Source organism: Phycicoccus sp. M110.8 (assembly GCF_032464895.1).
Lineage (GTDB): Bacteria > Actinomycetota > Actinomycetes > Actinomycetales > Dermatophilaceae > Pedococcus.
This window is the reverse complement of sequence record NZ_JAWDIC010000001.1, coordinates 1,875,070-1,895,996: the sequence shown is the minus strand read 5'-3', so window position 1 is coordinate 1,895,996 and position 20,927 is coordinate 1,875,070. Positions and strand designations below refer to the sequence as shown.

Here is a 20,927-nt window from a genome sequence, read left to right as displayed (position 1 = left end):
CTCAGAACTTGTCGGTCACCGCGCTGGCGCGCTCGCCGTTGCTCAGGGTGAGGTTGAGGCCCGCCCAGGCGACGGTGTTCCGGGCGTAGATGGGGCTGGTGTACGCCGAGGTCCACGCCGTCGAGATGCTCTGCGGCGAGCTCCCGTTGCTCCCCGTCCACAGGGTGAGGGTCCCCTTCGAGCCGGAAGGGAACGAGGCCGTTGCCCAGTTGGTGCCGCAGGTCTCGGACCAGTGGATGCGCACCGTCGCCACTCGCTCAGAGTGCGCGTAGAGGCCGACCGACTGCAGCACCACCCCGTTCGTGGTGCACGGTGCGGCACTCGCGGTGCCGGCCGTGGCCGTTGCAACTCCGCCGGCCAGGAGGGCAGCAGCCGCGGTGGCCATGATCTTCTTCATCGAGGAGGTCCTTTCGTCGGGCGGGCCGGCCCCCTGCCGGCCCCGCTCGACGAAGTGAACCCGCCGCCCTCCCCGACGTCGCCCGCCCTGCAGGAACCTGCAAGCTGACGGTCGGTGCGCCGTCGACCGCCCGGCGGGTCAGCCCCGGGCTGCTGTGCTGGCGAGGCGGTGGGCCACGGCGAAGCGCGAGTGCGCTCCCACCCGCTCCATGATCTGCGCGACGTCGCCGCGCACGGTCCGGACGCTGCACCCCAGGTGCCGGGCGACAGCCTCGTCGGTGAGGTCCTGGCGCAGGAGCGTGACGATTCGCCGCTGGCGCACCGTCAGGCCGTCGCCCTCTCCCGGCGCCGGGGGCACCGGCACCGAGCTCTCCCGCATCGCGCGCCAGTAGACCCAGGCCGCGGACAGCGTGCGAGGCTCCGCGATCGCCATCAGGGTCGGACGGCCCTCGCAGTTCGGTCCCTGCAGCACCACCTCGCGCCCGTCGACGATCTTCATCTGCAGGGGGACCAGCGCCAGCCGGAAGGTGGGGTCCTGCTCGGCCTGCAGGACGTCCAGGGTCTGCTCACCCACGCGGTCGTGGTCGAAGAGGGTTTCCGCTCGCAGGCCCTGGGAGACGAGGTACCGCTGGTGCGGCAGCGAGGCACGCAGGAACGGTGCGCTCACCACACAGGTGGCACTCAGCAGGACCGTCCACCGCGTGGAGTCGTCGTAGAGACCCGCGTCGAGGTCCCCGTGGGCGATGATCCGGCCACCGTCACGCGGACCCTCCGACAGGCGCTGCGCCCAGTCGCGGCGGCATGTCTGGAGGAGGGCGGCGGCGTCGAGCACCGCCTGCTGCTCGTCGACGCTGAAGGGCCGCGGAGTCACCGGCAGCACTGGCATCGTCATCTCGATCCCCCCTGGTGTCGACGACCAGCCGACCGTACGTGCCCCCACCCGGCCGGGCCAGCACCGGAGCGGACCCTTGAACGAATCTTGGGAAACCGCATACGACCGGCTCCCGGGACGGCCCACAACGACGCGCAGGCCCCGCGCACCCGGAGGTGCACGGAGCCTGCGGCAGTGGTGGCGGTCCTCGCCTGGAGGTCAGCCCCAGACGAGCCCGCGGGCCGGGTCGGCGAGGATCGCGCCGACGTCGGCGAGGAACTTGCTGCCGAGCTCGCCGTCGACCAGGCGGTGGTCGAACGACAGCGCGAGCTGGGTGACCCAGCGCGGCTCGATCGTCTCGGTGCCGTCCTCGGCGGTGACGACCCACGGCTGGCGGCGGATGGCACCGAACGCCAGGATCGCCGACTCGCCGGGGTTGATGATCGGCGTGCCCGTGTCGACGCCGAAGACGCCGACGTTGGTGATCGTGATCGTCCCGCCAGACATCTCCGCCGGCTGGGTGCGACCCTCGCGCGCCGTGGCGGTGAGGGCTCCGATCGCCTCGGCCAGCTGCCGCATCGACATCTGGTCTGCGTCCTTGATGTTCGGGACGATCAGGCCCCGCGGGGTCGCGGCGGCGATGCCCAGGTTGACGTAGTGCTTGACCACGATCTCCTGCGCGGCCTCGTCCCACGTCGCGTTGATCTCCGGGTGGCGCCGGATCGCGATCGCCATCGCCTTGGCCAGCACCAGCAGCGGCGTGACCTTGACGTCCCTGAACTCACGGTCCTTCTTCAGCCGCTCGACGAGCTCCATCGTGGCCGTTGCGTCGACGGTGACCCACTCGGTGACGTGCGGCGCGGAGAACGCGCTGCCCACCATCGCCTGGGCGGTCATCTTGCGGACGCCCTTGATCGGGATGCGCGTCTCCCGCTCGCCCGTGCGGGCGAAGACCGGAGCCGTGTATGCCGCCGTGCTGGCTTCCGCCGCGGCCGCGCCGGCTTCGCTGCCGCCACCGGCCGCCGGAGCCGTGCCCGTCGCCGGGACGCCGGTCGCGGCGCCCGAGGCGTGGGCCTCGACGTCGGCGCGGGTGATGATGCCGCCATCGCCCGACCCGGCCACCGAGGCCAGGTCGACGCCGAGGTCCTTGGCGTACTTGCGCACGGGCGGCTTGGCCAGCGCGCGGGCGCCACCGGCCCGGGCCGCGGGGACGGCAGCCGTGGCACCCGCCGCAGCCGGGGCTGCCGAGGCCGGCGCCGAGGCCCTGGCGGCGGGTGCGGGTGCTGCCGGGGCGGCGGTCGTCGCGCCGGCCGGCGCGGGAGCGCCTGCACCGGGCTTGCGCGGGCGACGCTTGGCCTCGGTCTGCTTGACGCCGTAGCCGACGAGGACGGCCGTGCGACCGGTGGACGTCGTCCCGCCGATCTTGCCTTCCTCGATCTGCTCCTCCTCGGCCTGCGCGGCCGCGACCTCGGCGGCGAGCTTCGGGGCCGGGCTGCCCTCGAGGCCGGGCTCGACCGGCCCCTCGGCCGGCGCGTCCTGCACCGACGTCGGGGCACCGGCACCGGCGCCTCCGGCGGTGTCGACAGCGATGATCGGCGTGCCGACCTCGACGGTCGACCCCTCGTCGACGAGCAGGGCGGTGACCGTGCCGGCGAACGGCACGGGCAGCTCGACCAGGGACTTGGCGGTCTCGATCTCGACGACGATGTCGTTGACCTTGACCGTGTCGCCGACCTTGACGTTCCAGGTGACGATCTCGGCCTCGGTCAGGCCCTCGCCGGGGTCGGGAAGCTTGAACTCACGAACGGACATGGGTGTGCGCGCCCCTCTCAGAAGGCCAGCGAGCGGTCGACGGCGTCGAGCACCCGGTCGAGGTCGGGGAGGAACTCCTCCTCGAGCTTGCTGGGCGGGTACGGCAGGTTGTAGCCGCCGACCCGCATCACCGGGGCCTCGAGGGAGTAGAAGCACTCCTGCTGCAGGGTCGCGGCGATCTCCGCGCCCATGCCGAGGAAGGTCGACGCCTCGTGCACGACGACGGCCCGGCCGGTCTTGCGGACCGACTCGGTCAGCGCGGGGACGTCCAGCGGCGACAGCGAGCGCAGGTCGATGACCTCGAGGTTCTTGCCCTCCGCGGCGGCGGCCTCGGCGGCCTGCAGGCAGGTTTTGACCATGGGGCCGTAGGCGATGAGCGTCGCGTCGGTGCCCTCGCGGACGACGTTGGCGCGCAGCAGCTCGCGCGGTGCGCCGTCCTCGGCGACCTCACCCTTGTCCCAGTACCGCCGCTTGGGCTCGTAGAACAGCACCGGGTCGTCGGTCTCGATCGCCTGCTGGATCATCCAGTAGGCGTCCTCGGCGTTCGAGCAGCAAACCACCTTGAGTCCGGCGGTGTGGGCGAAGTACGCCTCGTTGGACTCGGAGTGGTGCTCCACGGCACCGATGCCGCCGCCGACGGGGATGCGGATGACCATCGGCAGCTTGACCTTGCCGAGCGAGCGGGCCCGCATCTTGGCGACCTGGCTGACGATGTGGTCGAACGCCGGGTAGACGAAGCCGTCGAACTGGATCTCCACCACGGGGCGGTAGCCGCGCAGGGCCATGCCGATCGCCGTGCCGACGATGCCGGCCTCGGCGAGCGGGGTGTCGATGACCCGGTCCTCGCCGAAGTCCTTCTGCAGGCCCTCGGTGACGCGGAAGACGCCGCCGAGCTTGCCGATGTCCTCACCCATGAGGACGACCTTGGGGTCCCGCTCCATGGCGGCGCGCAGGCCCGAGTTGATGCCCTTGGCGATGGTCATGGTCCCCATCAGTGACCCCCCTCCTCGGCGAAGCCGGCGTGGTAGGCGGCGAACTCCTTGCGCTCGGCCTCGACGACCGGGTGCGGCTCGACGTAGATGTGGTCGAACATCGAGTCGCCGGTCGGGTCGGGCATCGACAGGCAGCCCTCGCGGACGTGGGCGGCGAGCTCGTCGGCCTCGCGGTCGACCTCGTCGAAGAACGCCTGGTCGGCCTTCTTCTCGTGCACGAGGTAGGACTTGAGCCGCTCGATCGGGTCGCGGTGCTTCCACACCTCGACCTCGGCGGAGACGCGGTACTTGGTGGGGTCGTCCGAGGTCGTGTGCGCACCCATGCGGTAGGTGAAGGCCTCGATGAAGGTGGGGCCCTGGCCGGTGCGGGCGGCGTTGAGCGCCTGCTTCGTCACGGCATACACGGCGAGGACGTCGTTGCCGTCGACCCGGACGCCGGGGAAGCCGAAGCCACGCGCGCGCTGGTAGAGCGGGATGCGGGTCTGGCGCTCGTTGGGCTCGGAGATGGCCCACTGGTTGTTCTGGCAGAAGAACACCACGGGAGCGTTGTTGACCGCCGCGTAGACGAACGACTCGTTGACGTCGCCCTGCGCGGTCGCGCCGTCGCCGAAGTAGGCGATGACGGCAGCGTCGCGGTCCTCGTCGCCGGTGCCGACCGCGCCGTCACGCTGGATGCCCATGGCGTACCCGGTCGCGTGCAGCGTCTGGGCGCCGATGACGATCGTGTAGAGGTGGAAGTTCTTCTCGTTGGGGTCCCAGCCGCCGTGGTTGACCCCGCGGAAGAGGCCGAGGAGGTTGAGCGGGTCGACCCCGCGGCACCAGGCGACGCCGTGCTCGCGGTAGGTCGGGAAGGCGTAGTCCTGCGGGCGCAGGGCGCGACCGGAGCCGACCTGGGCGGCCTCCTGGCCGAGCAGCGAGGCCCAGATGCCCAGCTCGCCCTGGCGCTGGAGCGCGGTGGCCTCGGCGTCGACCCGGCGGATGAGGACCAGGTCGCGGTAGAAGCCCCGCAGCTCCTCCTCGCCGAGGTCCTTGACGTACTCGTCGTACTCGGTGTTCTCCACGCGCTGCCCCTCGGGGGTGAGCAGCTGGACCATCTCGGGCCCGCCGTCACCCACCTCGGGCACGGGTGCGGTCAGCTCGGCGATCACGTCGCCCTCATGGTCGACGCTGGTGGCGTCGGCGACAGCGTTGTCGCTCACAGGCACTCCTTCTTCACCCTGGCGGGGTCCCCGCCGGTGTCTGGCGGCATGGTGGTGTGGCACTGCTTGTGGCGGCGCTCACATGTGGCCCTTGCACGGGCCAAGATATCCGCAGCAGCCGAGAATCTCAGAATCCGGGACGTGACCCCGCTCCGGCCCCGATCGTGGGCAGCGGCGGCGCGCCGCGAGGGCGGTCAGCCCAGCCGGGCGAGCCGCACGGTCAGCCCGCACGGTCAGCCCGCGCAGGTCAGCCCGCGCAGGTCAGCCCGTGGACGAGGAGCCGGCCTGTCCCAGCAGGGTCGCCTCCGCCGCCGTGGCCGAGGAGGTGGACGGCACCGGCGTGCGCGTGGGGGTGGCCGTCGCCGTGCAGGAGGGTGTCGGCGTCGGGGAGGCGGTCCCGGAGGGGGACGTGGGGCTCGTCGTGCCCGAGGTCGGCGAGCTGGTCGTCGACCCGGACGGGCACGCGGCGGTCGTCGTCGAGGACGACGGGGTGGCCGTGGTCGAGGTCGAGCTCGACGGCACCGACGTGGTGCTGGTCGTGCTCGATGACGAGGTGGTGCCGGTCGTCGTCGGGCTGCCGGTCGTCGTCGGGGAGCCGGAGGTCGTGGAGGCACCGGAGGTCGTGGAGGTGGCAGCCGTCGTCGGGCTCCCGGTCCACGTGCGGGTGGCCGTCCTCGGCGTGGCGGCCGTCGTGGAGGTGGCGGTCGCGGGCGTCGGGCTGGTGGTCGGGCTGGAGGGGGCGGCCGGCCGCGCGGTGGGCGACGCGGATGCCGGGGTAGCCGATGTCGGCGGGACCGAGGGCGGACCCACGAAGAGCGCAGCGGACACGGCCGGGCCGCTTCCGACCAGCGTGGTGCCGAGCGCACCCTGGGTCATCCGCGGGACGAGGGCCAGGACGGTGGCCAGGTAGGCGGCCGAGTGGTTGTAGGACAGGATCGCGGCACGCAGGTCGGCCGGGGAGGACAGGTCCCGCCCGCCGGCGCACAGGTAGTCGGCCGCGGCGAGCGAGGCGTCCTCGATCTCCTCCGGGTCGGCCACGCCGTCACCGTTCGCGTCGACGCCCCAGCGCGCCCAGGTGGAGGGGATGAACTGCATGGGGCCGACGGCGCGGTCCCAGACCGGGTCGCCGTCCCACCGGCCGTGGTCGGTGTCGGGGATGCGCGCGTACCCGTTGCCGTCGAGCACGGGCCCGAGGACCGGCGGCACGGCGCGGTGGCGGGAGTCGAGGGTGCGGCCGGCCAGGGAGCCCGACTCGACCTGTCCGATGGCTGCAAGCAGCCTGGGGTCGAGGTGGCACGACGCCGGGACGGCGGCGGCCGCGGAGCGGTAGGCAGCCCACAGGTCCGAGCCGACGCCGACGGCTGACCCCGGGGCGCCGGGCGGCTCCATCAGCACGACCGGGGAGAGGGGCAGCACGACAGGGGACGGGCCGACCGGCACGCTCGCCCCCGTGCCGACCGCCACGGGGGTCCGCGGGTCGGCCTCCTGCTGCCAGCCGGGGACCTGGGGCGCGGACGTGCCCCCGTCGGCCCCCGGGGTGCGCGCGTGCGCACCGGCCGCGTCGGCTTCCCGGCCGGGGGGTGCGGAGGCCGCCCCCACGAGCAGGGCCAGGAGCACGAGCGTCGGGCCCGGGCGCAGCAGCCGGCGCAGGGAGGGGAGCCGGATCACCCGCGGGTCAGGCGTCCGGCCCGGCATCTGCACGTCCTGCGTCGAGGTCACATCACGCTCCCACCCCGTCGAGCCTGGCCACGGTCGTCCTTCGACCATGCCCCGCGGCGGCGCAGCCCAAACACCTGCCGATGACGTAGACGCGCCGAGTCGGGCCGACCGACTCGTTCAGCCCAGTCCGGTCAGCCCACCGGGGTCAGGCCCAGGCCCCCGATCAGCTGAGCTGGGACTGGGTGCGCCAGAGGTCGATGCCCGCCTCGACGGCGTCGCGGTCGATCTCCTCGAGCTCGGCGTCGCTGAACCGCAGGTTCGCCACGGCCGCCGCGGAGTCCTCGAGCTGGGCGACGCTGGAGGCCCCGATGAGCACCGAGGTGACCCGCTCGTCGCGCAGCACCCACGACAGCGCCATCTGGGCGAGCGACTGGCCGCGCTCCTGGGCGAGGTCGTTGAGCTTGCGGACGTGGGCGAGCGCCTCGTCGGTGAGCAGGTCCGGGCACAGGGACTTGCCCTGGCTGGCCCGCGACCCCTCGGGGATGCCGCCGAGGTACTTGTTCGTCAGCATGCCCTGCGCGAGCGGGCTGAAGGCGATGCAGCCGACCCCGCGCTCGCCGAGGGTGTCGAGCAGGCCGCCCTCGACCCAGCGGTTGAGCATCGAGTAGCTGGGCTGGTGGATCGTCAGCGGCACGCCCATGTCGCGCAGGAGGTCCGCCGCCTGGGCGGTGAGCTCCGGGCCGTAGCTGGAGATCCCGGCATACAGCGCCTTGCCCTGCTGGACGATCGAGGCGAGCGCCCCCATCGTCTCCTCCAGCGGGGTGTCGGGGTCAGGCCGGTGGCTGTAGAAGATGTCGACGTAGTCGAGGCCGGTGCGCTTGAGCGTCTGGTCGAGGCTCGCGACGAGGTACTTGCGCGAGCCGCCGTCGCCGTAGGGGCCGGGCCACATGTCCCAGCCCGCCTTGGAGGAGATGACCAGCTCGTCGCGGTACGGGCGGAAGTCGTCGCGCAGGTGACGGCCGAAGTTGGTCTCGGCGGCGCCGTACGGCGGCCCGTAGTTGTTGGCCAGGTCGAAGTGCGTGATGCCGATGTCGAACGCGCGGCGCAGGATGGCGCGCTGGGTCTCGAACGGCTTGTCGTCGCCGAAGTTGTGCCACAGGCCGAGGCTGACCGCGGGCAGCCGCAGGCCGGACTGGCCGACCTTGCGGTACGGCATGGGGCCGTAGCGGTCGGGGGAGGCGAGGTACGGGGGGAGCCAGGTGTCGACCATGGCCCCCACCCTAGGAGGCGGGGTGGTCGCTGAGGAACTGCCCCGCGACCTCGATCAGCAGGCCGTTGGCCTCGGTCTCGCCGATGGTGGCGCGCACGCCGTCGTTGCCGTACGGGCGCACGGTGAGCCCGGCCTCCTGGGCCGCCCGGGCGAAGTCGGCCGAGCGGTCGCCCAGGGCGAACCAGACGAAGTTGGCCTCGGTGTCGGGGATGAACCAGCCCTGGCCGCGCAGCGCCGCGACGACCCGGGTGCGCTCGGCGACGAGGGCGTCGACCCTCTCCTTGAGCTCGTCGAACGCGCCGAGCGAGGCGACGGCAGCGGCCTGGGCGAGGGAGTTCACGCCGAACGGGACGGCCGTCTTGCGCAGGGCGCCCGCGACGGGCTCGTGCGCCACGGCATACCCGACGCGCAGGCCGGCCAGGCCGTACGCCTTGGAGAAGGTGCGAAGCACCATGACGTTCGGGTGGTCGCGGTAGAGCTCGAGGCTGCGGGGCGCGTCCTCGCCGGTGACGAACTCGACGTACGCCTCGTCGATCACCACGAGGACGTTGTCCGGCACGGAGTCGACGAATGCCGCGAGCTCGGTGTGCGTGACCATCGTGCCGGTGGGGTTGTTGGGGGTGCAGACGATGACGACCTTGGTGCGGTCGGTGATCGCCGCGCGCATCGCGTCGAGCCGGTGGCGGGCGTGGTCGTCGAGCCCGACCTGGACGGACTTCGCGCCCGCGAGGGCGGTGACGATGGGGTACGCCTCGAACGAGCGCCACGCGTAGACGACCTCGTCGCCGGGGTCGCAGGTCGCCTGGATGACCTGGCCGAGGACGCCGACCGAGCCGGTGCCCGTGGCGACGTGCTCGACCGGGACGCCCAGCCGGTCGGCGATGGCCTGGGAGAGCTCGCCGACGGCCATGTCGGGGTAGCGGTTGATGTGCGTGGCGGCGTCGCGGACGACCTCGAGGACCGACGGCAGCGGCGGGTACGGGTTCTCGTTGGACGAGATCTTGTACGCGGTGACGCCCTCGCGGGCGGCGGCCGGCTTGCCGGGGACGTACGCGGGCACCTGGTCGAGGGCATCGCGCAGGCGGACGGAGGCGTTCGCGCCCGAGGAGCTGGAGGTCATGGCGTCACTGTATGCGGCGTGGCACCGCGCGCGGGTTCGCACTGGCAGGCGCACGCCGGCGAGCAGCCGGGCAGGAGCAGGCACTCCTCGGCACAGGAGCACGGCGCGACGTCGAGCGGGGCGCGCCGAGGTCGTTGCCTCTGCCGGACCGCGATCACGGCCAGCTCGGTCCTGGTGGGGTGGTCGGTCGCACGGACGGCGGGGCCGGCGGGGGTGGCGGGACCGGCGGCCCCAAGGCCTCGCTCGTCGTCCGCGTCGCGGGTCGCTCGCAACGCGTACCAGGCGCGCGGCGGTGGTCGGTCGAAACGCTGTCCGTTGCCGCGGTTGTGCGGCGCCGGCCAGGGCGGGGCGACGTCGAGGTGGGCGGGGAACCGCCTGCCGGCGTTGTCCCGGACAACGTCGCGGTCGAACGGCGGGACCTCCCGACCCTCTCCATCCACCACAGCGAGGCGGAGCCCGGAAGCGGCCAGCGCCTCGACGAGCGCGCCGAGGGGGATCGCTGCCACACCCGACTCCCACCGAGCGACCGAGGACTGGTGCACGCCCAGCCGTGCCGCCAGCTCGCGCTGGCTCAGGTCACCCAGACGGCGTGCACGGGGAAGGTAGGCCGCTGCGTCGAAGTCCCCCATGTGGTCAGGATGCCGGCAGGCACCGACAGCAGGTCGGGTGGCGGCAGCCGCGACGGTGCAGGGCGGAGCGCTCGAGGGGCGGCGAAGCCGCGGGGCGGACGGCAGCCGATCTGGAGCCGACCGGGCGCCGACCTGAAGCCGACCTGGAGCCGAGAGCATTCCGCGAGTGCTGGGTCACTGATGCGCACAGCGCATCAGTGACCCGAGGCCGCCCACCGCACAACCCGCGCGCATCGCGGCAGTGATGCACCAGGCGCATCAGTGACCCAGTTCCGGCGCAATGGCTCAGGGGGTGGGTGCACGGGTGGCGTGGTGCGGGCTGTCAGTCGTCGTCGTCGGGGAGGACCCAGCCGAGGACCATCGAGACGATGGTGATGACCAGGGCGCCCAGGATCGCGTCCCACCAGAAGTGGTCGATGACGAACGACAGCCCCAGCGGCCCGGACACCCACTCGGTGAGCTGGAGCATGAACGCGTTCACGACGAAGGTGAACAGCCCGAGCGTCAGCACGATGAGCGGGAAGCTGAAGAACTTGGCGATCGGCTTGACGACGGCGTTGATGAGGCCGAAGACCAGCGCGACGAGCAGGACGGTCGCGAACTTGGACCCGAACTTGCCCTCGCCGAACGAGATGCCCGGCACGAGCCACGCGGCGACCCACAGGGCGACGGCGTTCACCGCGATCTTGATCAGGAAGTTCATGGCCCGATCGTGCCAGAGGGAACGTGCCCCGCGCTGACCGCGCGGCGGCGGGTCGGCGACCTCTCGCGTTTGCCACGATGGCCCCATGACCGGAGCAGCAGCGGACGGACCCGACCTCACCCACGTCCGCCGCATGTGGGACGACGACCGGGCGAGCCGCGGCCTGGGCATGCAGGCACTCGTGATCGAGCCCGACCACGCCGTCGTCTCCATGGCCGTGACCGAGGCGATGGTCAACGGCCACGACATCGCGCACGGCGGCTTCATCTTCACCCTCGCCGACTCGACGTTCGCCCTCGTCTGCAACTCCGGCGGCCGGCTCACCGTCGCCGCCGGTGCCGACATCACCTTCGTCACCTCGGCCCGGCTCGGCGACGTCCTGGTCGCCGAGGGCCGTACGCGCGCGGCCTACGGGCGCAGCGGGCTGACCGACGTGACGGTGACCCGCGAGTCCGACGGTGCCGTCGTGGCCGAGTTCCGCGGCCGCTCCCGCTCGCTGCGCGGCTGACACCCCTCCCCGCGCCCCGGACCGGGACGAGCGCAGCGTCGGCGTCACGGATCCCCAGCAGGTCACCCTGCAGACGAACCACGGCGACATCCCGCTCGTGCTGGACCCGCGCGCTCGCCCCCTGCACGGTGCAGAGCTTCCTGTTCCTCACCCACCAGAAGTACTTCGACGGCACCAGCTGCCACCGCCTCACCGCCTACCAGACGCCACCGTTCGCACTGTCCGTGCTGCAGTGCGGCGACCCGCTCGGCACCGGCTGGGGCGACCCCGGCTACTCCTTCAAGGACGAGCTCGCCTCGGCGCAGGCCCTGCCGAACTGGTCCGGCTTCCCCGACGGCAGCCGCAAGAACTACCCGCGAGGCACCCTCGCCATGGCCAACGGCGGACCCGACACCAACGGCAGCCAGTTCTTCCTCGTCTACCGGGACAGCCGGTTGCGGCCCGACTACACGGTCTTCGGCCACGTCACCGAGGCCGGGATGGAGTCCTCGACGAGATCGCCGCCGCCGGCATCGACCCGGGCACGAGGGGACGCCCGAGGACGGCGCCCCCGCCTCGCCGGTCCGGATCGAGCGCGCCAAGAGCGGCCGCTGACCCCTTCCCCCCGCCCGGGACCGCACCTCGGGACACCCCGTATGCCGCGTGGCCGCCGACCGGCCGCGCGGCATACGGTTGCCCCATGCGCGTCCTCGTCACCGGCGGTGCCGGCTACATCGGTTCCCACACCGTCGTCCAGCTCGTGGCCGCGGGCCACGACGTGGTCGTCGTCGACAGCTTCGCCAACTCCAAGCCCACGGTCGTGCCGCGGCTCGAGGCGCTCATCGGCGGACCGCTCGAGGTGCACGCGTTCGACCTGACCGACCGCGACAAGACCGAGTCCCTCTTCGCCGAGCGGCAGTTCGACGCGGTGATCCACTTCGCCGGGCTCAAGGCCGTGGGCGAGAGCGTCGAGGTGCCGCTGGAGTACTACCAGAACAACCTCGACTCGACCTTCGCGCTCGTCCGGGCGATGCAGCGGCACGGCTGCTTCCGGCTCGTGTTCTCCTCCTCCGCGACGGTGTACGGCGACAACGCGCCTGTGCCCTACCAAGAGGACTACGAACCACTGTCTGCCGCCAGCCCTTATGGCAGAAGCAAGGTGATGATCGAGCAGGTCCTGCGAGACGTTGCCAGCGCGGGAGGGCAGTGGCGCATCGCTGTGTTGCGGTACTTCAACCCGGTCGGCGCGCATCCGTCCGGCACCATTGGCGAGGATCCACAGGGCACGCCGAACAACCTGATGCCTTTCATCGCGCAGGTTGCCGTGGGCGCTCGTGAGGAGCTTTATGTCTTCGGCGACGACTATCCGACGCCCGATGGAACGGCCCAGCGCGACTACATCCACGTCGAGGACCTGGCAGCCGGCCACGTCGCCGCACTGCATCGGATAGCGCATCAGGAACCGGGACTGCGAGCATGGAACCTCGGAACCGGGCACGGAACCTCCGTACTGGAGATGATCCGAGCCTTCGAGCACGCCAGCGGGCGCACCGTCCCCTACACCGTCGTCGGGCGGCGGGCAGGCGACCTGGCCGCCTATTGGGCCGACGCGACGCGAGCGCACGAGGAACTCGGCTGGAGCGCGACCAGGACGGTCGACGACATGTGCGCCGACACGTGGCGGTGGCAGAGCTCGAATCCCGAGGGCTACCCCGACTGATCACTGAACCACCTGACACTGCGACCAGGAGGCGGTTGGATGTCCACCGTGTCGAGTCCATACCGTTTGGCGACCTGGCTTCGCAGTGTCCGCGACCACACACAGTATTTCGCGCGACACGAGCGCGTCTACGTCGCCGCTCTCGCTGCCTTCGTCGTGGCCCTCGCGACCAGCACGCCGTGGTGGCCAAAGTGGGCGAGCGTCGTGCTCACAGCCGTCGGGCTGGTCTTGGCTCTCCTGACCTTCCTCAGCGACACCAAGGCGCTGAACGGGCGGTTCCGTGCGCTGGACTTCCAGGAACGTCGTCCGACTTTCGACCGGCTCCCTGTGTGTGACCAGCTCCCGCAGGTGCACGACCTTCCGCGGGGTGCGCTGGCTTACAGCCGCGATCTCGACGCCTCTCTTCGTCGGGAGGTGACCGTGGAGCTCCGACAAGGGGAATTCCGACTGCCGCATCCCCTCCAGCGCAGGAGCATGTACGTCCTGCGTAGAACCAGCTCGGCCCGGTGGAAGTTCAACGCCCCATGCCTTCGGCTGTCCACGGACCTCACCGCGATCATGGACATGCGGCAGGTGGTCGTCGAGTCCGTGCGCTACTTCGACCTCCTTTGCTCGAACGAGCTGACCAGATTCCGCATCCGCGACGGAGACGATGAGTGGGATTTTCGTTGGGACTTTCTCTACGACCGCCAGCGCACAGAGGGCGGACAGCCACACCTGGTGAGCCTGCAGGCAAGCCAGCTCGCCAACGTCATCGGCGTCTCGACTGTGGCAGTCACCAGCGACGGTTGGCTCCTCCTCGCCGAGCAGTCGCGCGCAAACACCGCCAGTGCTGACCTTCTGGCTCCCAGTGGCTCCGGATCGCTGGAACCCAGGGACCTGAGGGAAGAGTCCGGGGTCGGATTGGCCGACCTTGTGACTCGCGGAGCGACGCGGGAGATGCGTGAGGAGACCGGAGTTCCCGCCCATCAGATAGGGGACACCTCTGTGGTCGGGTACGGACGGTGGCTGGACCGTGGCGGTAAACCCGAGTTCTTCTGCGTCACCCAGCTGTGTGGGACGCGCGATGAGGTCTGGACCGCCTTGGAAGGGTTGCGCCGGGACGAGGGCCGGTTCACGAAACGGTTGCTCTGGGGGCAACTTGCCGGACCGGATTATGAAGGAAGGGGCATCCACCTCGCCGGCGTCGAGGGCTACCGCACCGCGGCCGATGCCCTCAGCTTCAGCTCGTTGCCCTTGTACGCGTGCTTGGACGCGCTGGAGCGTGCGAGTCTTCAGCATCCCGATGTCGCCGAGCGCTTGGGCGTAGGTCGTTGGGCCTTGCAGCCGCAGTCTGCGAGGCCTCTGGACTGACTCGCACTCGCTCATTCCTCCGCCACCGCATGCGCGGCGCGCACGACCCAGTCGAAGAGCGCCTGCTGGTGCGGGACGCGCTCGGCGTCCACCTCGGGGTGCCACTGCACCGCGAGGACCGTGCCGTCGGTGGACTCGAACGCCTCGACGCAGCCGTCGGACGTGGTCGCGGACAGGACCATGCCGTCGGCGAGCCGGTCGCAGGCCTGGTGGTGGTTCGACCAGCCGCCGCGGGCGCCGGCACCGACGACCGACTCCAGCAGCGTGCCCGGGACGACGTCGACGTCGTGCGGGTTGTTGGCGTGCGCGACCGACGTCTCGTCGTAGTGCTGGTGGATGGTGCCGCCCAGCACGACGTTGAGGACCTGCATCCCCCGGCAGATGGCCAGCACCGGCAGGCCGGCAGCGAGCGCCGCGCGCGTGACGGCGACGTCCGCCGCGTCCTGCTCCGGCAGGGGGTGGACCTCGCGCGGGTGGACCTCCGGCACCCCGAACGGCCTCAGGTCGAGGTCGTCGCCGCCTTGCAGGACAACAGCATCCGCGACCCCGACCAGGGCCTCGGCCCGCTCGGCGGTGTCGGGCCAGGCCAGCACCGGCTCGCCGCCGGCGCGGCTGACGGCGTCCATGAGCGTCCTGGGCGCGAAGACGCCCGGCCGCTCCCGGCCCTCGATGACGCCGGCCCAGCGGGCGGGGACGAGGACGAGCGGACGGCGGGCACGCGGCATACCGGCGACCCTAGCCAGCCGGCGCCGCCACGGAGGTGCCGCAGGTCACAGCCGCCCGGGACCTTCGGCCCTGCCGAGGCGTCTACGACGAGGCGTAGTATTTACTACGGAACGTAGTAGTTCTGCGTCCGCAGCACGCCACTCCTCGACCCGACGACCCCGGAGCGTCCCCGATGGACAACCTCGACCTGGCACGGTGGCAGTTCGCCATCACCACGGTGTACCACTTCCTCTTCGTGCCCATCACGATCGGGCTCTCGGCCCTGGTCGCCTGGTACCACACGGCGTGGGTGCGCCGGCACCGCCCGGACGACCTGCGGCTGGCCAAGCTGTTCGGGAAGCTCTTCACCATCAACTTCGCGCTCGGGCTCGTCACCGGCATCGTGCAGGAGTTCCAGTTCGGCATGAACTGGTCGGACTACAGCCGCTTCGTCGGCGACATCTTCGGTGCGCCGCTCGCGATCGAGGCGCTGCTCGCGTTCTTCCTCGAGTCGACCTTCCTCGGGCTGTGGATCTTCGGCTGGGGCCGGATCCCGGAGAAGCTGCACGCGGCCTGCATGTGGATCGTGCACGTCGGCACGCTGCTGTCGGCCTACTTCATCCTCGCCGCCAACTCGTTCATGCAGCACCCGGTCGGGTACCGGTACAACCCGCAGACGCACCGGGCCGAGCTCACCGACTTCGTCGCCGTCCTCACCAACAAGGTCCAGCTCGTGACGTTCCCGCACGTCGTCACCGCGGCATACATGGTCGGCGGCGCGATGGTCATGGCCGTGTCCCTGTGGCACCTGCGGCGCGCGGACGTCGGCGCGGACGCCCCGATGTACCGCCGCTCGACCCGGCTCGGCGCGTGGGTCACGCTCGTCGCGGGTCTCGCGGTCTCGGTCACCGGTGACATCCAGGGCAAGATCATGACCGAGGTCCAGCCCATGAAGATGGCGGCGGCCGAGGCGCTGTACACCTCGTCCGCGGGCAACGCGCCGTTCAGCCTCTTCACCGTCGGCTCGCTCGACGGCAGCCAGGAGAAGTTCTCGATCACCGTCCCCGGCCTGCTGAGCTTCCTCGCGACCGGCCGCTTCGACGGCAGCGTCCAGGGCATCAACGACCTCAAGGCGCAGTACGCGACCCAGTTCGCCGGCAACCCCCTCACCATGGACGCGACCTACGCGCCGAACATCCCGCTGTCGTACTGGGCGTTCCGGCTCATGATCGGCGTCGGCGTCCTGGCCGCGCTCATCGCAGTCGCGACGCTGTGGACGACCCGACGCGACCGCGTGCCGCGGGCGCGCTGGTGGCACTGGGTCATCATCGCCGCACCGCTGCTGCCGGTGCTGGGCAACAGCTTCGGCTGGATCTTCACCGAGGTCGGGCGCCAGCCGTGGCTCGTCTTCGGCGTCATGTCGACCGCCACCGGGGTCTCGCCGTCGGTGTCGGCAGGCGAGGTCGTCACGTCGATGGTCGTCTACACGCTGCTCTACGGAGTGCTCGCCGTAGTCGAGGTCAAGCTCTTCCTCACCTACGTGCGGGCCGGCGCACCGCCGTTCGAGGAGCCCGCCACCCCCGAGTCCACCGACGAGGACGCCCCGCTGGCGTTCGCGTACTGAGACCCCAACACAGAGAACGGAATCCGTCATGGAGCTCAGCACCGTCTGGTTCATCGTCATCGCCGTCCTGTGGACCGGCTACTTCGTCCTCGAGGGCTTCGACTTCGGTGTCGGCATGCTGCTGCCGGTGCTCGGCCGGGGCCGCGACGCCGAGGACACCGAGAAGCGCCGCCGCGTCCTGGTCAACACCATCGGCCCTGTCTGGGACGGCAACGAGGTGTGGGTCCTCACCGCAGGTGGCGCGACGTTCGCGGCCTTCCCGCACTGGTACGCGACGATGTTCAGCGCGTTCTACCTGCCGCTGCTGCTCATCCTCGTGGCGCTCATCGTCCGCAACCTCGGGTTCGACTACCGGGGCAAGAGGGACGACCCGCAGTGGCGCCGTCGCTGGGACCTCGCGATCGTGGCCGGCTCGTTCGTACCCGCCCTGCTGTGGGGCGTCGCCCTCACCAACGTCGTGCGCGGCCTGCCGATCGCGGCCGACAAGGAGTTCACCGGCAACCTGTTCACCCTGCTCAACCCGCTGTCGCTGCTCGGCGGGCTCGTCACGCTCGGCCTCTTCCTCACCCACGGTGCCTTCTTCACCGCGCTGAAGACGGCCGGCGACATCCGCCAGGACGCCCGGCGCATCGCGATCCGCGCCGGGGCCGTCACCGCGGTCCTCGCCGTGGCGCTGCTCGGGGTGCTCGGGTTCCAGCAGGGGAACGGCTGGTCCTGGGCGACGACCGTGCTCGCCGCGGCCGCACTCCTCGGCGCGCTGGCCGCCGGGGCGCGGGGTCGTGAGGGCTGGGCGTTCACCGGCACCTTCGTCACCATCGCGATGGCCGTGGCGACCTACTTCCTCCTGCTGTTCCCCGACGTCATGCCGAGCACGACTAACGCCGCCTGGTCCCTGACGACGGCCAACGCCTCCAGCACCGACCGGACGCTGACGATCATGACCTGGGTCGCGGTGGTCTTCACGCCGCTCGTCGTGGCCTACCAGGCGTGGACGTACTGGGTCTTCCGCAAGCGGATCGGCACCCAGCACATCCCCGCGCCGGCGATGCACTGAGGCCCGGGTGTCGATGCGTCCGTTCGACCCCCAGCTCCTGCGCACCGTCCCCGAGGCGCGGCGGCCCCTGGCCGTCCTCGCGGCCGTCGGCATCGCCTCGGGAGTGGCCACCGTCGCCACCGCCTTCGCCCTCACCGCCGTCGTGGTGGCGGTGGTGAGGGGCACGCCGCTGGCCGTGCCCGCGGCATACCTCGTGGGTCTGTTCGTGGTCCGCGGCCTGCTCGCCCACACGGGCGAGCGGGTCGCGGCCCGCGCCGGGACGACGGTGAGCTCCGCGCTGCGCACGCGGCTGGTCGGGCGCTGGCTCGGCGCCCCGGTCGAGACCCGGCCGGACCCCGCCACCGCCGTCACGCTCGCCACGTCGGGGTCGGCGAGCGTCGAGCCGTACGTCGCGCGCTTCCTCCCGGCGCTGGTCACCGCCGCGGTGGTCCCGGCCCTCGCGGTCGTGGTGATGGCCTTCGTCGACCCGCTGAGCGCGCTCGTCGTCGTGCTGACGCTGCCGCTGCTTCCCGTCTTCGCCGCCCTCATCGGCGCGACGACGCAGGACGCGACGCAGCGCCGGTGGCAGGCGCTCGCCGGGCTCAGCGGCCACTTCCTCGACGTCGTGCGCGGGCTGCCGACGCTGGTGTCCTACGGCCGGGGCGAGCGCCAGGTCGAGGTCGTCGGCGAGGTCAGCCGGCGGCACCGGGTCGCCACGATGGCGACCCTGCGGCTGGCGTTCCTCAGCTCCGCGGCCCTGGAGCTGCTCGCCAGCATCTGCGTGGCGATCGTGGCCGTGTTCGTCGGGATCCGGCTGACCCACGGCACGGTCGACCTGTCCACCGGGCTGCTCGCGATCCTGCTCGCGCCCGAGGCGTACTGGCCGGTGCGGCGGGTGGGCGCGGAGTTCCACACCGCGGCCGACGGCGCGCAGGCCCTCGCCGACGCGACCCGGCAGCTCGCCGGCGACGACCCCCGGGACGGGGCAGCGGAGCCCGCCGGGCTCGCGCAAGCCACGGTACCCACGGTGCCGGGCATCTCGGTGCGCGGTCTCGCCTACACCCACCCCGGCGCGGACCGGCCGACCCTCACCGGCCTCGACCTCGACGCCGGCCGCGGCCTCATTGCGGTGACCGGCCCCTCGGGCATCGGCAAGACCACGCTGCTCGAGCTGCTCGCCGGGCTGCGCACTCCGGACGCCGGCGTCGTCCACGCGTCCGCCACCCACCTCGTGACGCAGCGGCCGTTCCTCACCACGGGCACGGTGCGCGAGAACCTCACCCTCGGGACGGGCCCCGACACCTCGACCGACGCCGTCTGGTCGGCGTTGCGCGCGGTCGGGCTCGACGGCGCGGTCGCAGCCCTCCCGGAGGGCCTCGACACCACGCTCGGCGACGACGGGCGCGGCCTGTCCGCGGGGCAGCGGGCACGTCTCGTCCTGGCCCGCGCGGCCCTCGGCGACGCGCCGGTCGTCCTGCTCGACGAGCCGACGGCACACCTCGACGACGGCTCGATGACGTTGGCGCACAGGGCGATCAGGGCACTTGCCGACTCGCGTTGCGTCGTCGCGGTCACCCACCGGCCCGAGCTCGTCGCCCTCGCCGACGCCCACGTCCACCTCGGTGCGCAGCACCCCCAGGACCGGGCGGTGCTCGCCCGATGAGGCTCTTCACCCCCCGCATCGTCCTCGCCGGCGTGCTCGGCGCCGCAGCCCTGTCGTCGGGCGTGGCCCTGACTGCCACGTCGGGGTGGCTCATCGTGCGCGCCAGCGAGCGACCGGTGATCCTCACCCTGCTGACGGCGATCGTGGCCGTGCGCACGTTCGGGATCGCGCGCCCCGTCTTCCGGTATGCCGAGCGCCTGCGTTCGCACGACGCGGCCCTCGACGAGCTGGCCACCGAGCGCACCCGCCTGTATGCCGCGCTCGTGCCCCTGACCCCGGCGCGCCTCGTGCGCCGGGGCCGGGCGGCCATGCTGTCCGGAGTCGTGGACGACCTCACCGACCGGGTCGAGGCGCAGGTGCGGGTCGCCGTGCCGTTCGTCGCCACGGCCGTCACCGGCGTCCTCACCGCGGTGCTCTGCGGCGTGGTCGAGCCGTGGGCAGGTGTCGCCGTGGCGGGCCTGCTCCTCGTGGCGGCGGCCACGACGACCGTGGCCTGGCTGGTCGAGGAGCGGGGGCACGACGACCTGGTGCGGGCGCGCGCCGACGCGACGGCGACCGCGGAGCTCACCGCGAGCCAGGCCCTCGACCTGGCCGCGGTCGGCGCCGGTGCGTCGGCCCTGGGCTGGCTGGGCGAGGCGCACGACTCCCTCGCCGCTGCGGTCCGGCGGCAGAGCCGTGGCCGGGCCGGCGCGGCCGCAGCGATCCCGGTGGCGACCGCCGTCGCCACCCTCGTCGCCGCGCTCGTCGCCACCGGCAGCGACCGGCCGACCCCAGTGCTGGCCCTGGTGGTGCTGGCGCCGTTCGCCCTCGCCGAGGTGCTCAGCCCGCTGCCGGACGCGGCGCGGGCCCTGGCCAGCGCGCGTGCAGCCGGGCGCCGGCTCGACGCCCTGACCGACGAGGCACCCGCCGTCGCCGCAGCCGCGGTCGACGCATCCGCGGTCGCCGGATCCGGCCTCGCGACCGGGGGCGCCACCGGGGACGCCACCGACGAGGACGGGGCATCCGCCTCCCGCACCGTGCCGCCGCGCCTGCGCCTGAGCGGTGTCACCGCCTCGTGGGACGGGCACCGGCGTGCTGTCGGCCCGGTCGACCTCGACCTCGCTCCGGGCTCGGTCGTCGCGCTCACCGGGCCGTCCGGCTGCGGGAAGTCGACCGCGCTGGCGGTCCTCGCCCGGCAGCTCGACCCCCAGGACGGCAGCTACACCGTCGACGGCGCCGACGCCCTGGCGCTGCCGCTGGCCGAGGTGCGATCGCTCTTCGCCGTGGTCGACGACGAGCCGCACGTGTTCGCCACGACCCTGCGCGAGAACCTGCGGCTCGCCCGGCCGGGTGCCACCGACGCCGAGGTCGCCGCAGCTCTCGACGCCGCCGGCCTCCGGGACTGGCGCACGGGGCTGGCCGACGGCCTCGACACCCGGCTCGGCTCCGGCGGCCGCGGCCTGAGCGGCGGCGAGCGCGCCCGGCTGTCGATCGCGCGGGCGCTGCTGTCGAAGCGGCCCGTCCTGCTGCTCGACGAGCCGGTCGCCCACCTCGACCACCCCACCGCCGTCGCGGTGCTCGAGGACCTGCTGGCCGCCCGCGGGAACCGCACGGTCGTCGTGGTCAGCCACCGGCCGGAGGGCCTCTCAGGAGCGGACGGCATCATTGACCTGGGTGCCCGCGTCCCGGCGGTCACCGGAGGATGAGGTAGC

General features: G+C 72.3%; 18 protein-coding genes and 1 pseudogene. 8 read left to right on the top strand and 11 right to left on the bottom strand.

What is annotated here, in order from left to right:
- Position 1 precedes the first annotated feature (1 nt).
- From RKE38_RS09050 to RKE38_RS09005, 10 genes are all read right to left on the bottom strand, one after another.
- Complete coding sequence (locus RKE38_RS09050; protein ID WP_316007104.1) at positions 2-397, bottom strand: hypothetical protein; 396 nt, start codon at positions 395-397, stop codon at positions 2-4.
- 138 nt (positions 398-535) lie between these two features.
- Entirely contained in the window at positions 536-1,288 is a 753-nt protein-coding gene (locus RKE38_RS09045; RefSeq protein WP_316007103.1) for a helix-turn-helix transcriptional regulator, read from the bottom strand.
- Positions 1,289-1,486: 198 nt separating this feature from the next.
- Complete coding sequence (locus RKE38_RS09040; RefSeq protein WP_316007102.1) at positions 1,487-3,079, bottom strand: dihydrolipoamide acetyltransferase family protein; 1,593 nt, start codon at positions 3,077-3,079, stop codon at positions 1,487-1,489.
- 17 nt (positions 3,080-3,096) lie between these two features.
- The gene (locus tag RKE38_RS09035) at positions 3,097-4,071 is read right to left on the bottom strand and encodes an alpha-ketoacid dehydrogenase subunit beta (RefSeq protein WP_316007101.1); all 975 of its coding nucleotides are present in this window, start codon (positions 4,069-4,071) and stop codon (positions 3,097-3,099) included.
- Complete coding sequence (pdhA, locus tag RKE38_RS09030; protein ID WP_379117094.1) at positions 4,071-5,270, bottom strand: pyruvate dehydrogenase (acetyl-transferring) E1 component subunit alpha; 1,200 nt, start codon at positions 5,268-5,270, stop codon at positions 4,071-4,073. Before pdhA ends, RKE38_RS09035 begins: the two co-directional genes overlap by 1 nt.
- A 261-nt stretch (positions 5,271-5,531) precedes the next feature.
- A complete protein-coding gene (locus tag RKE38_RS09025) occupies positions 5,532-6,989 on the bottom strand; it encodes a lytic transglycosylase domain-containing protein (protein ID WP_316007100.1) in 1,458 nt (485 codons plus the stop codon).
- A gap of 163 nt (positions 6,990-7,152) precedes the next feature.
- Positions 7,153-8,199 carry an L-glyceraldehyde 3-phosphate reductase gene (gene mgrA, locus RKE38_RS09020; RefSeq protein ID WP_316007099.1) on the bottom strand — a complete coding sequence of 349 codons (1,047 nt, stop codon included), beginning with the start codon at positions 8,197-8,199 and terminating at the stop codon, positions 7,153-7,155.
- 10 nt (positions 8,200-8,209) lie between these two features.
- Positions 8,210-9,319 (bottom strand): histidinol-phosphate transaminase, encoded by a 1,110-nt coding sequence (gene hisC / locus RKE38_RS09015; protein WP_316007098.1) that lies wholly within the window; start codon positions 9,317-9,319, stop codon positions 8,210-8,212.
- Positions 9,316-9,948, bottom strand: a complete 633-nt coding sequence (locus tag RKE38_RS09010; protein WP_316007097.1) for a helix-turn-helix transcriptional regulator — start codon at positions 9,946-9,948, stop codon at positions 9,316-9,318. The genes hisC and RKE38_RS09010 overlap by 4 nt, the downstream gene beginning before the upstream one ends.
- A gap of 322 nt (positions 9,949-10,270) precedes the next feature.
- Positions 10,271-10,651: a phage holin family protein gene (locus RKE38_RS09005; RefSeq protein ID WP_316007096.1), complete on the bottom strand. Its 381-nt coding sequence runs from the start codon at positions 10,649-10,651 to the stop codon at positions 10,271-10,273.
- Between the two features lie 85 nt (positions 10,652-10,736).
- On the opposite strand from RKE38_RS09005, the gene paaI reads away from it, so the two are divergent.
- The 4 genes and pseudogenes from paaI to RKE38_RS08990 all read left to right on the top strand — a co-directional run bounded on the left by paaI (position 10,737) and on the right by RKE38_RS08990 (position 14,211).
- Complete coding sequence (paaI, locus tag RKE38_RS09000; RefSeq protein ID WP_316007095.1) at positions 10,737-11,159, top strand: hydroxyphenylacetyl-CoA thioesterase PaaI; 423 nt, start codon at positions 10,737-10,739, stop codon at positions 11,157-11,159.
- A 128-nt stretch (positions 11,160-11,287) separates the two neighbouring features.
- Positions 11,288-11,632, top strand: a pseudogene (locus RKE38_RS19570) (peptidylprolyl isomerase); the annotation flags it as partial.
- A gap of 206 nt (positions 11,633-11,838) precedes the next feature.
- Entirely contained in the window at positions 11,839-12,858 is a 1,020-nt protein-coding gene (gene galE / locus RKE38_RS08995) for a UDP-glucose 4-epimerase GalE (protein ID WP_316007094.1), read from the top strand.
- Positions 12,859-12,897: 39 nt separating this feature from the next.
- Positions 12,898-14,211, top strand: coding sequence for a hypothetical protein (locus RKE38_RS08990; protein ID WP_316007093.1), 1,314 nt, complete (start codon positions 12,898-12,900; stop codon positions 14,209-14,211).
- A gap of 11 nt (positions 14,212-14,222) precedes the next feature.
- On the opposite strand, the gene RKE38_RS08985 is transcribed toward RKE38_RS08990, so the two are convergent.
- Positions 14,223-14,936: a gamma-glutamyl-gamma-aminobutyrate hydrolase family protein gene (locus tag RKE38_RS08985; RefSeq protein ID WP_316007092.1), complete on the bottom strand. Its 714-nt coding sequence runs from the start codon at positions 14,934-14,936 to the stop codon at positions 14,223-14,225.
- Between the two features lie 173 nt (positions 14,937-15,109).
- On the opposite strand from RKE38_RS08985, the gene RKE38_RS08980 reads away from it, so the two are divergent.
- Genes RKE38_RS08980 through cydC form a run of 4 tightly spaced genes read left to right on the top strand, consistent with a single transcriptional unit; the run spans position 15,110 to position 20,921 of the window.
- Entirely contained in the window at positions 15,110-16,540 is a 1,431-nt protein-coding gene (locus RKE38_RS08980) for a cytochrome ubiquinol oxidase subunit I (protein ID WP_316007091.1), read from the top strand.
- 28 nt (positions 16,541-16,568) lie between these two features.
- Positions 16,569-17,594, top strand: a complete 1,026-nt coding sequence (gene cydB, locus RKE38_RS08975) for a cytochrome d ubiquinol oxidase subunit II (protein ID WP_316007090.1) — start codon at positions 16,569-16,571, stop codon at positions 17,592-17,594.
- A 13-nt stretch (positions 17,595-17,607) separates the two neighbouring features.
- Entirely contained in the window at positions 17,608-19,236 is a 1,629-nt protein-coding gene (gene cydD / locus RKE38_RS08970; protein WP_316007620.1) for a thiol reductant ABC exporter subunit CydD, read from the top strand.
- Complete coding sequence (cydC, locus tag RKE38_RS08965; protein WP_316007089.1) at positions 19,233-20,921, top strand: thiol reductant ABC exporter subunit CydC; 1,689 nt, start codon at positions 19,233-19,235, stop codon at positions 20,919-20,921. The genes cydD and cydC overlap by 4 nt, the downstream gene beginning before the upstream one ends.
- Positions 20,922-20,927: the final 6 nt, after the last annotated feature.

Coding starts and splice junctions, on each gene's coding strand:
- RKE38_RS09045 (WP_316007103.1), bottom strand. CDS start 1,288: ATGACGATGCCAGTGCTGCCGGTGACTCCGCGGCCCTTCAGCGTCGAC.
- RKE38_RS09050 (WP_316007104.1), bottom strand. CDS start 397: ATGAAGAAGATCATGGCCACCGCGGCTGCTGCCCTCCTGGCCGGCGGA.
- mgrA (WP_316007099.1), bottom strand. CDS start 8,199: ATGGTCGACACCTGGCTCCCCCCGTACCTCGCCTCCCCCGACCGCTAC.
- cydC (WP_316007089.1), top strand. CDS start 19,233: ATGAGGCTCTTCACCCCCCGCATCGTCCTCGCCGGCGTGCTCGGCGCC.
- RKE38_RS09040 (WP_316007102.1), bottom strand. CDS start 3,079: ATGTCCGTTCGTGAGTTCAAGCTTCCCGACCCCGGCGAGGGCCTGACC.
- RKE38_RS09035 (WP_316007101.1), bottom strand. CDS start 4,071: ATGGGGACCATGACCATCGCCAAGGGCATCAACTCGGGCCTGCGCGCC.
- cydB (WP_316007090.1), top strand. CDS start 16,569: ATGGAGCTCAGCACCGTCTGGTTCATCGTCATCGCCGTCCTGTGGACC.
- RKE38_RS09005 (WP_316007096.1), bottom strand. CDS start 10,651: ATGAACTTCCTGATCAAGATCGCGGTGAACGCCGTCGCCCTGTGGGTC.
- RKE38_RS08980 (WP_316007091.1), top strand. CDS start 15,110: ATGGACAACCTCGACCTGGCACGGTGGCAGTTCGCCATCACCACGGTG.
- galE (WP_316007094.1), top strand. CDS start 11,839: ATGCGCGTCCTCGTCACCGGCGGTGCCGGCTACATCGGTTCCCACACC.
- RKE38_RS09010 (WP_316007097.1), bottom strand. CDS start 9,948: ATGGGGGACTTCGACGCAGCGGCCTACCTTCCCCGTGCACGCCGTCTG.
- RKE38_RS08990 (WP_316007093.1), top strand. CDS start 12,898: ATGTCCACCGTGTCGAGTCCATACCGTTTGGCGACCTGGCTTCGCAGT.
- paaI (WP_316007095.1), top strand. CDS start 10,737: ATGACCGGAGCAGCAGCGGACGGACCCGACCTCACCCACGTCCGCCGC.
- hisC (WP_316007098.1), bottom strand. CDS start 9,319: ATGACCTCCAGCTCCTCGGGCGCGAACGCCTCCGTCCGCCTGCGCGAT.
- RKE38_RS08985 (WP_316007092.1), bottom strand. CDS start 14,936: ATGCCGCGTGCCCGCCGTCCGCTCGTCCTCGTCCCCGCCCGCTGGGCC.
- cydD (WP_316007620.1), top strand. CDS start 17,608: ATGCGTCCGTTCGACCCCCAGCTCCTGCGCACCGTCCCCGAGGCGCGG.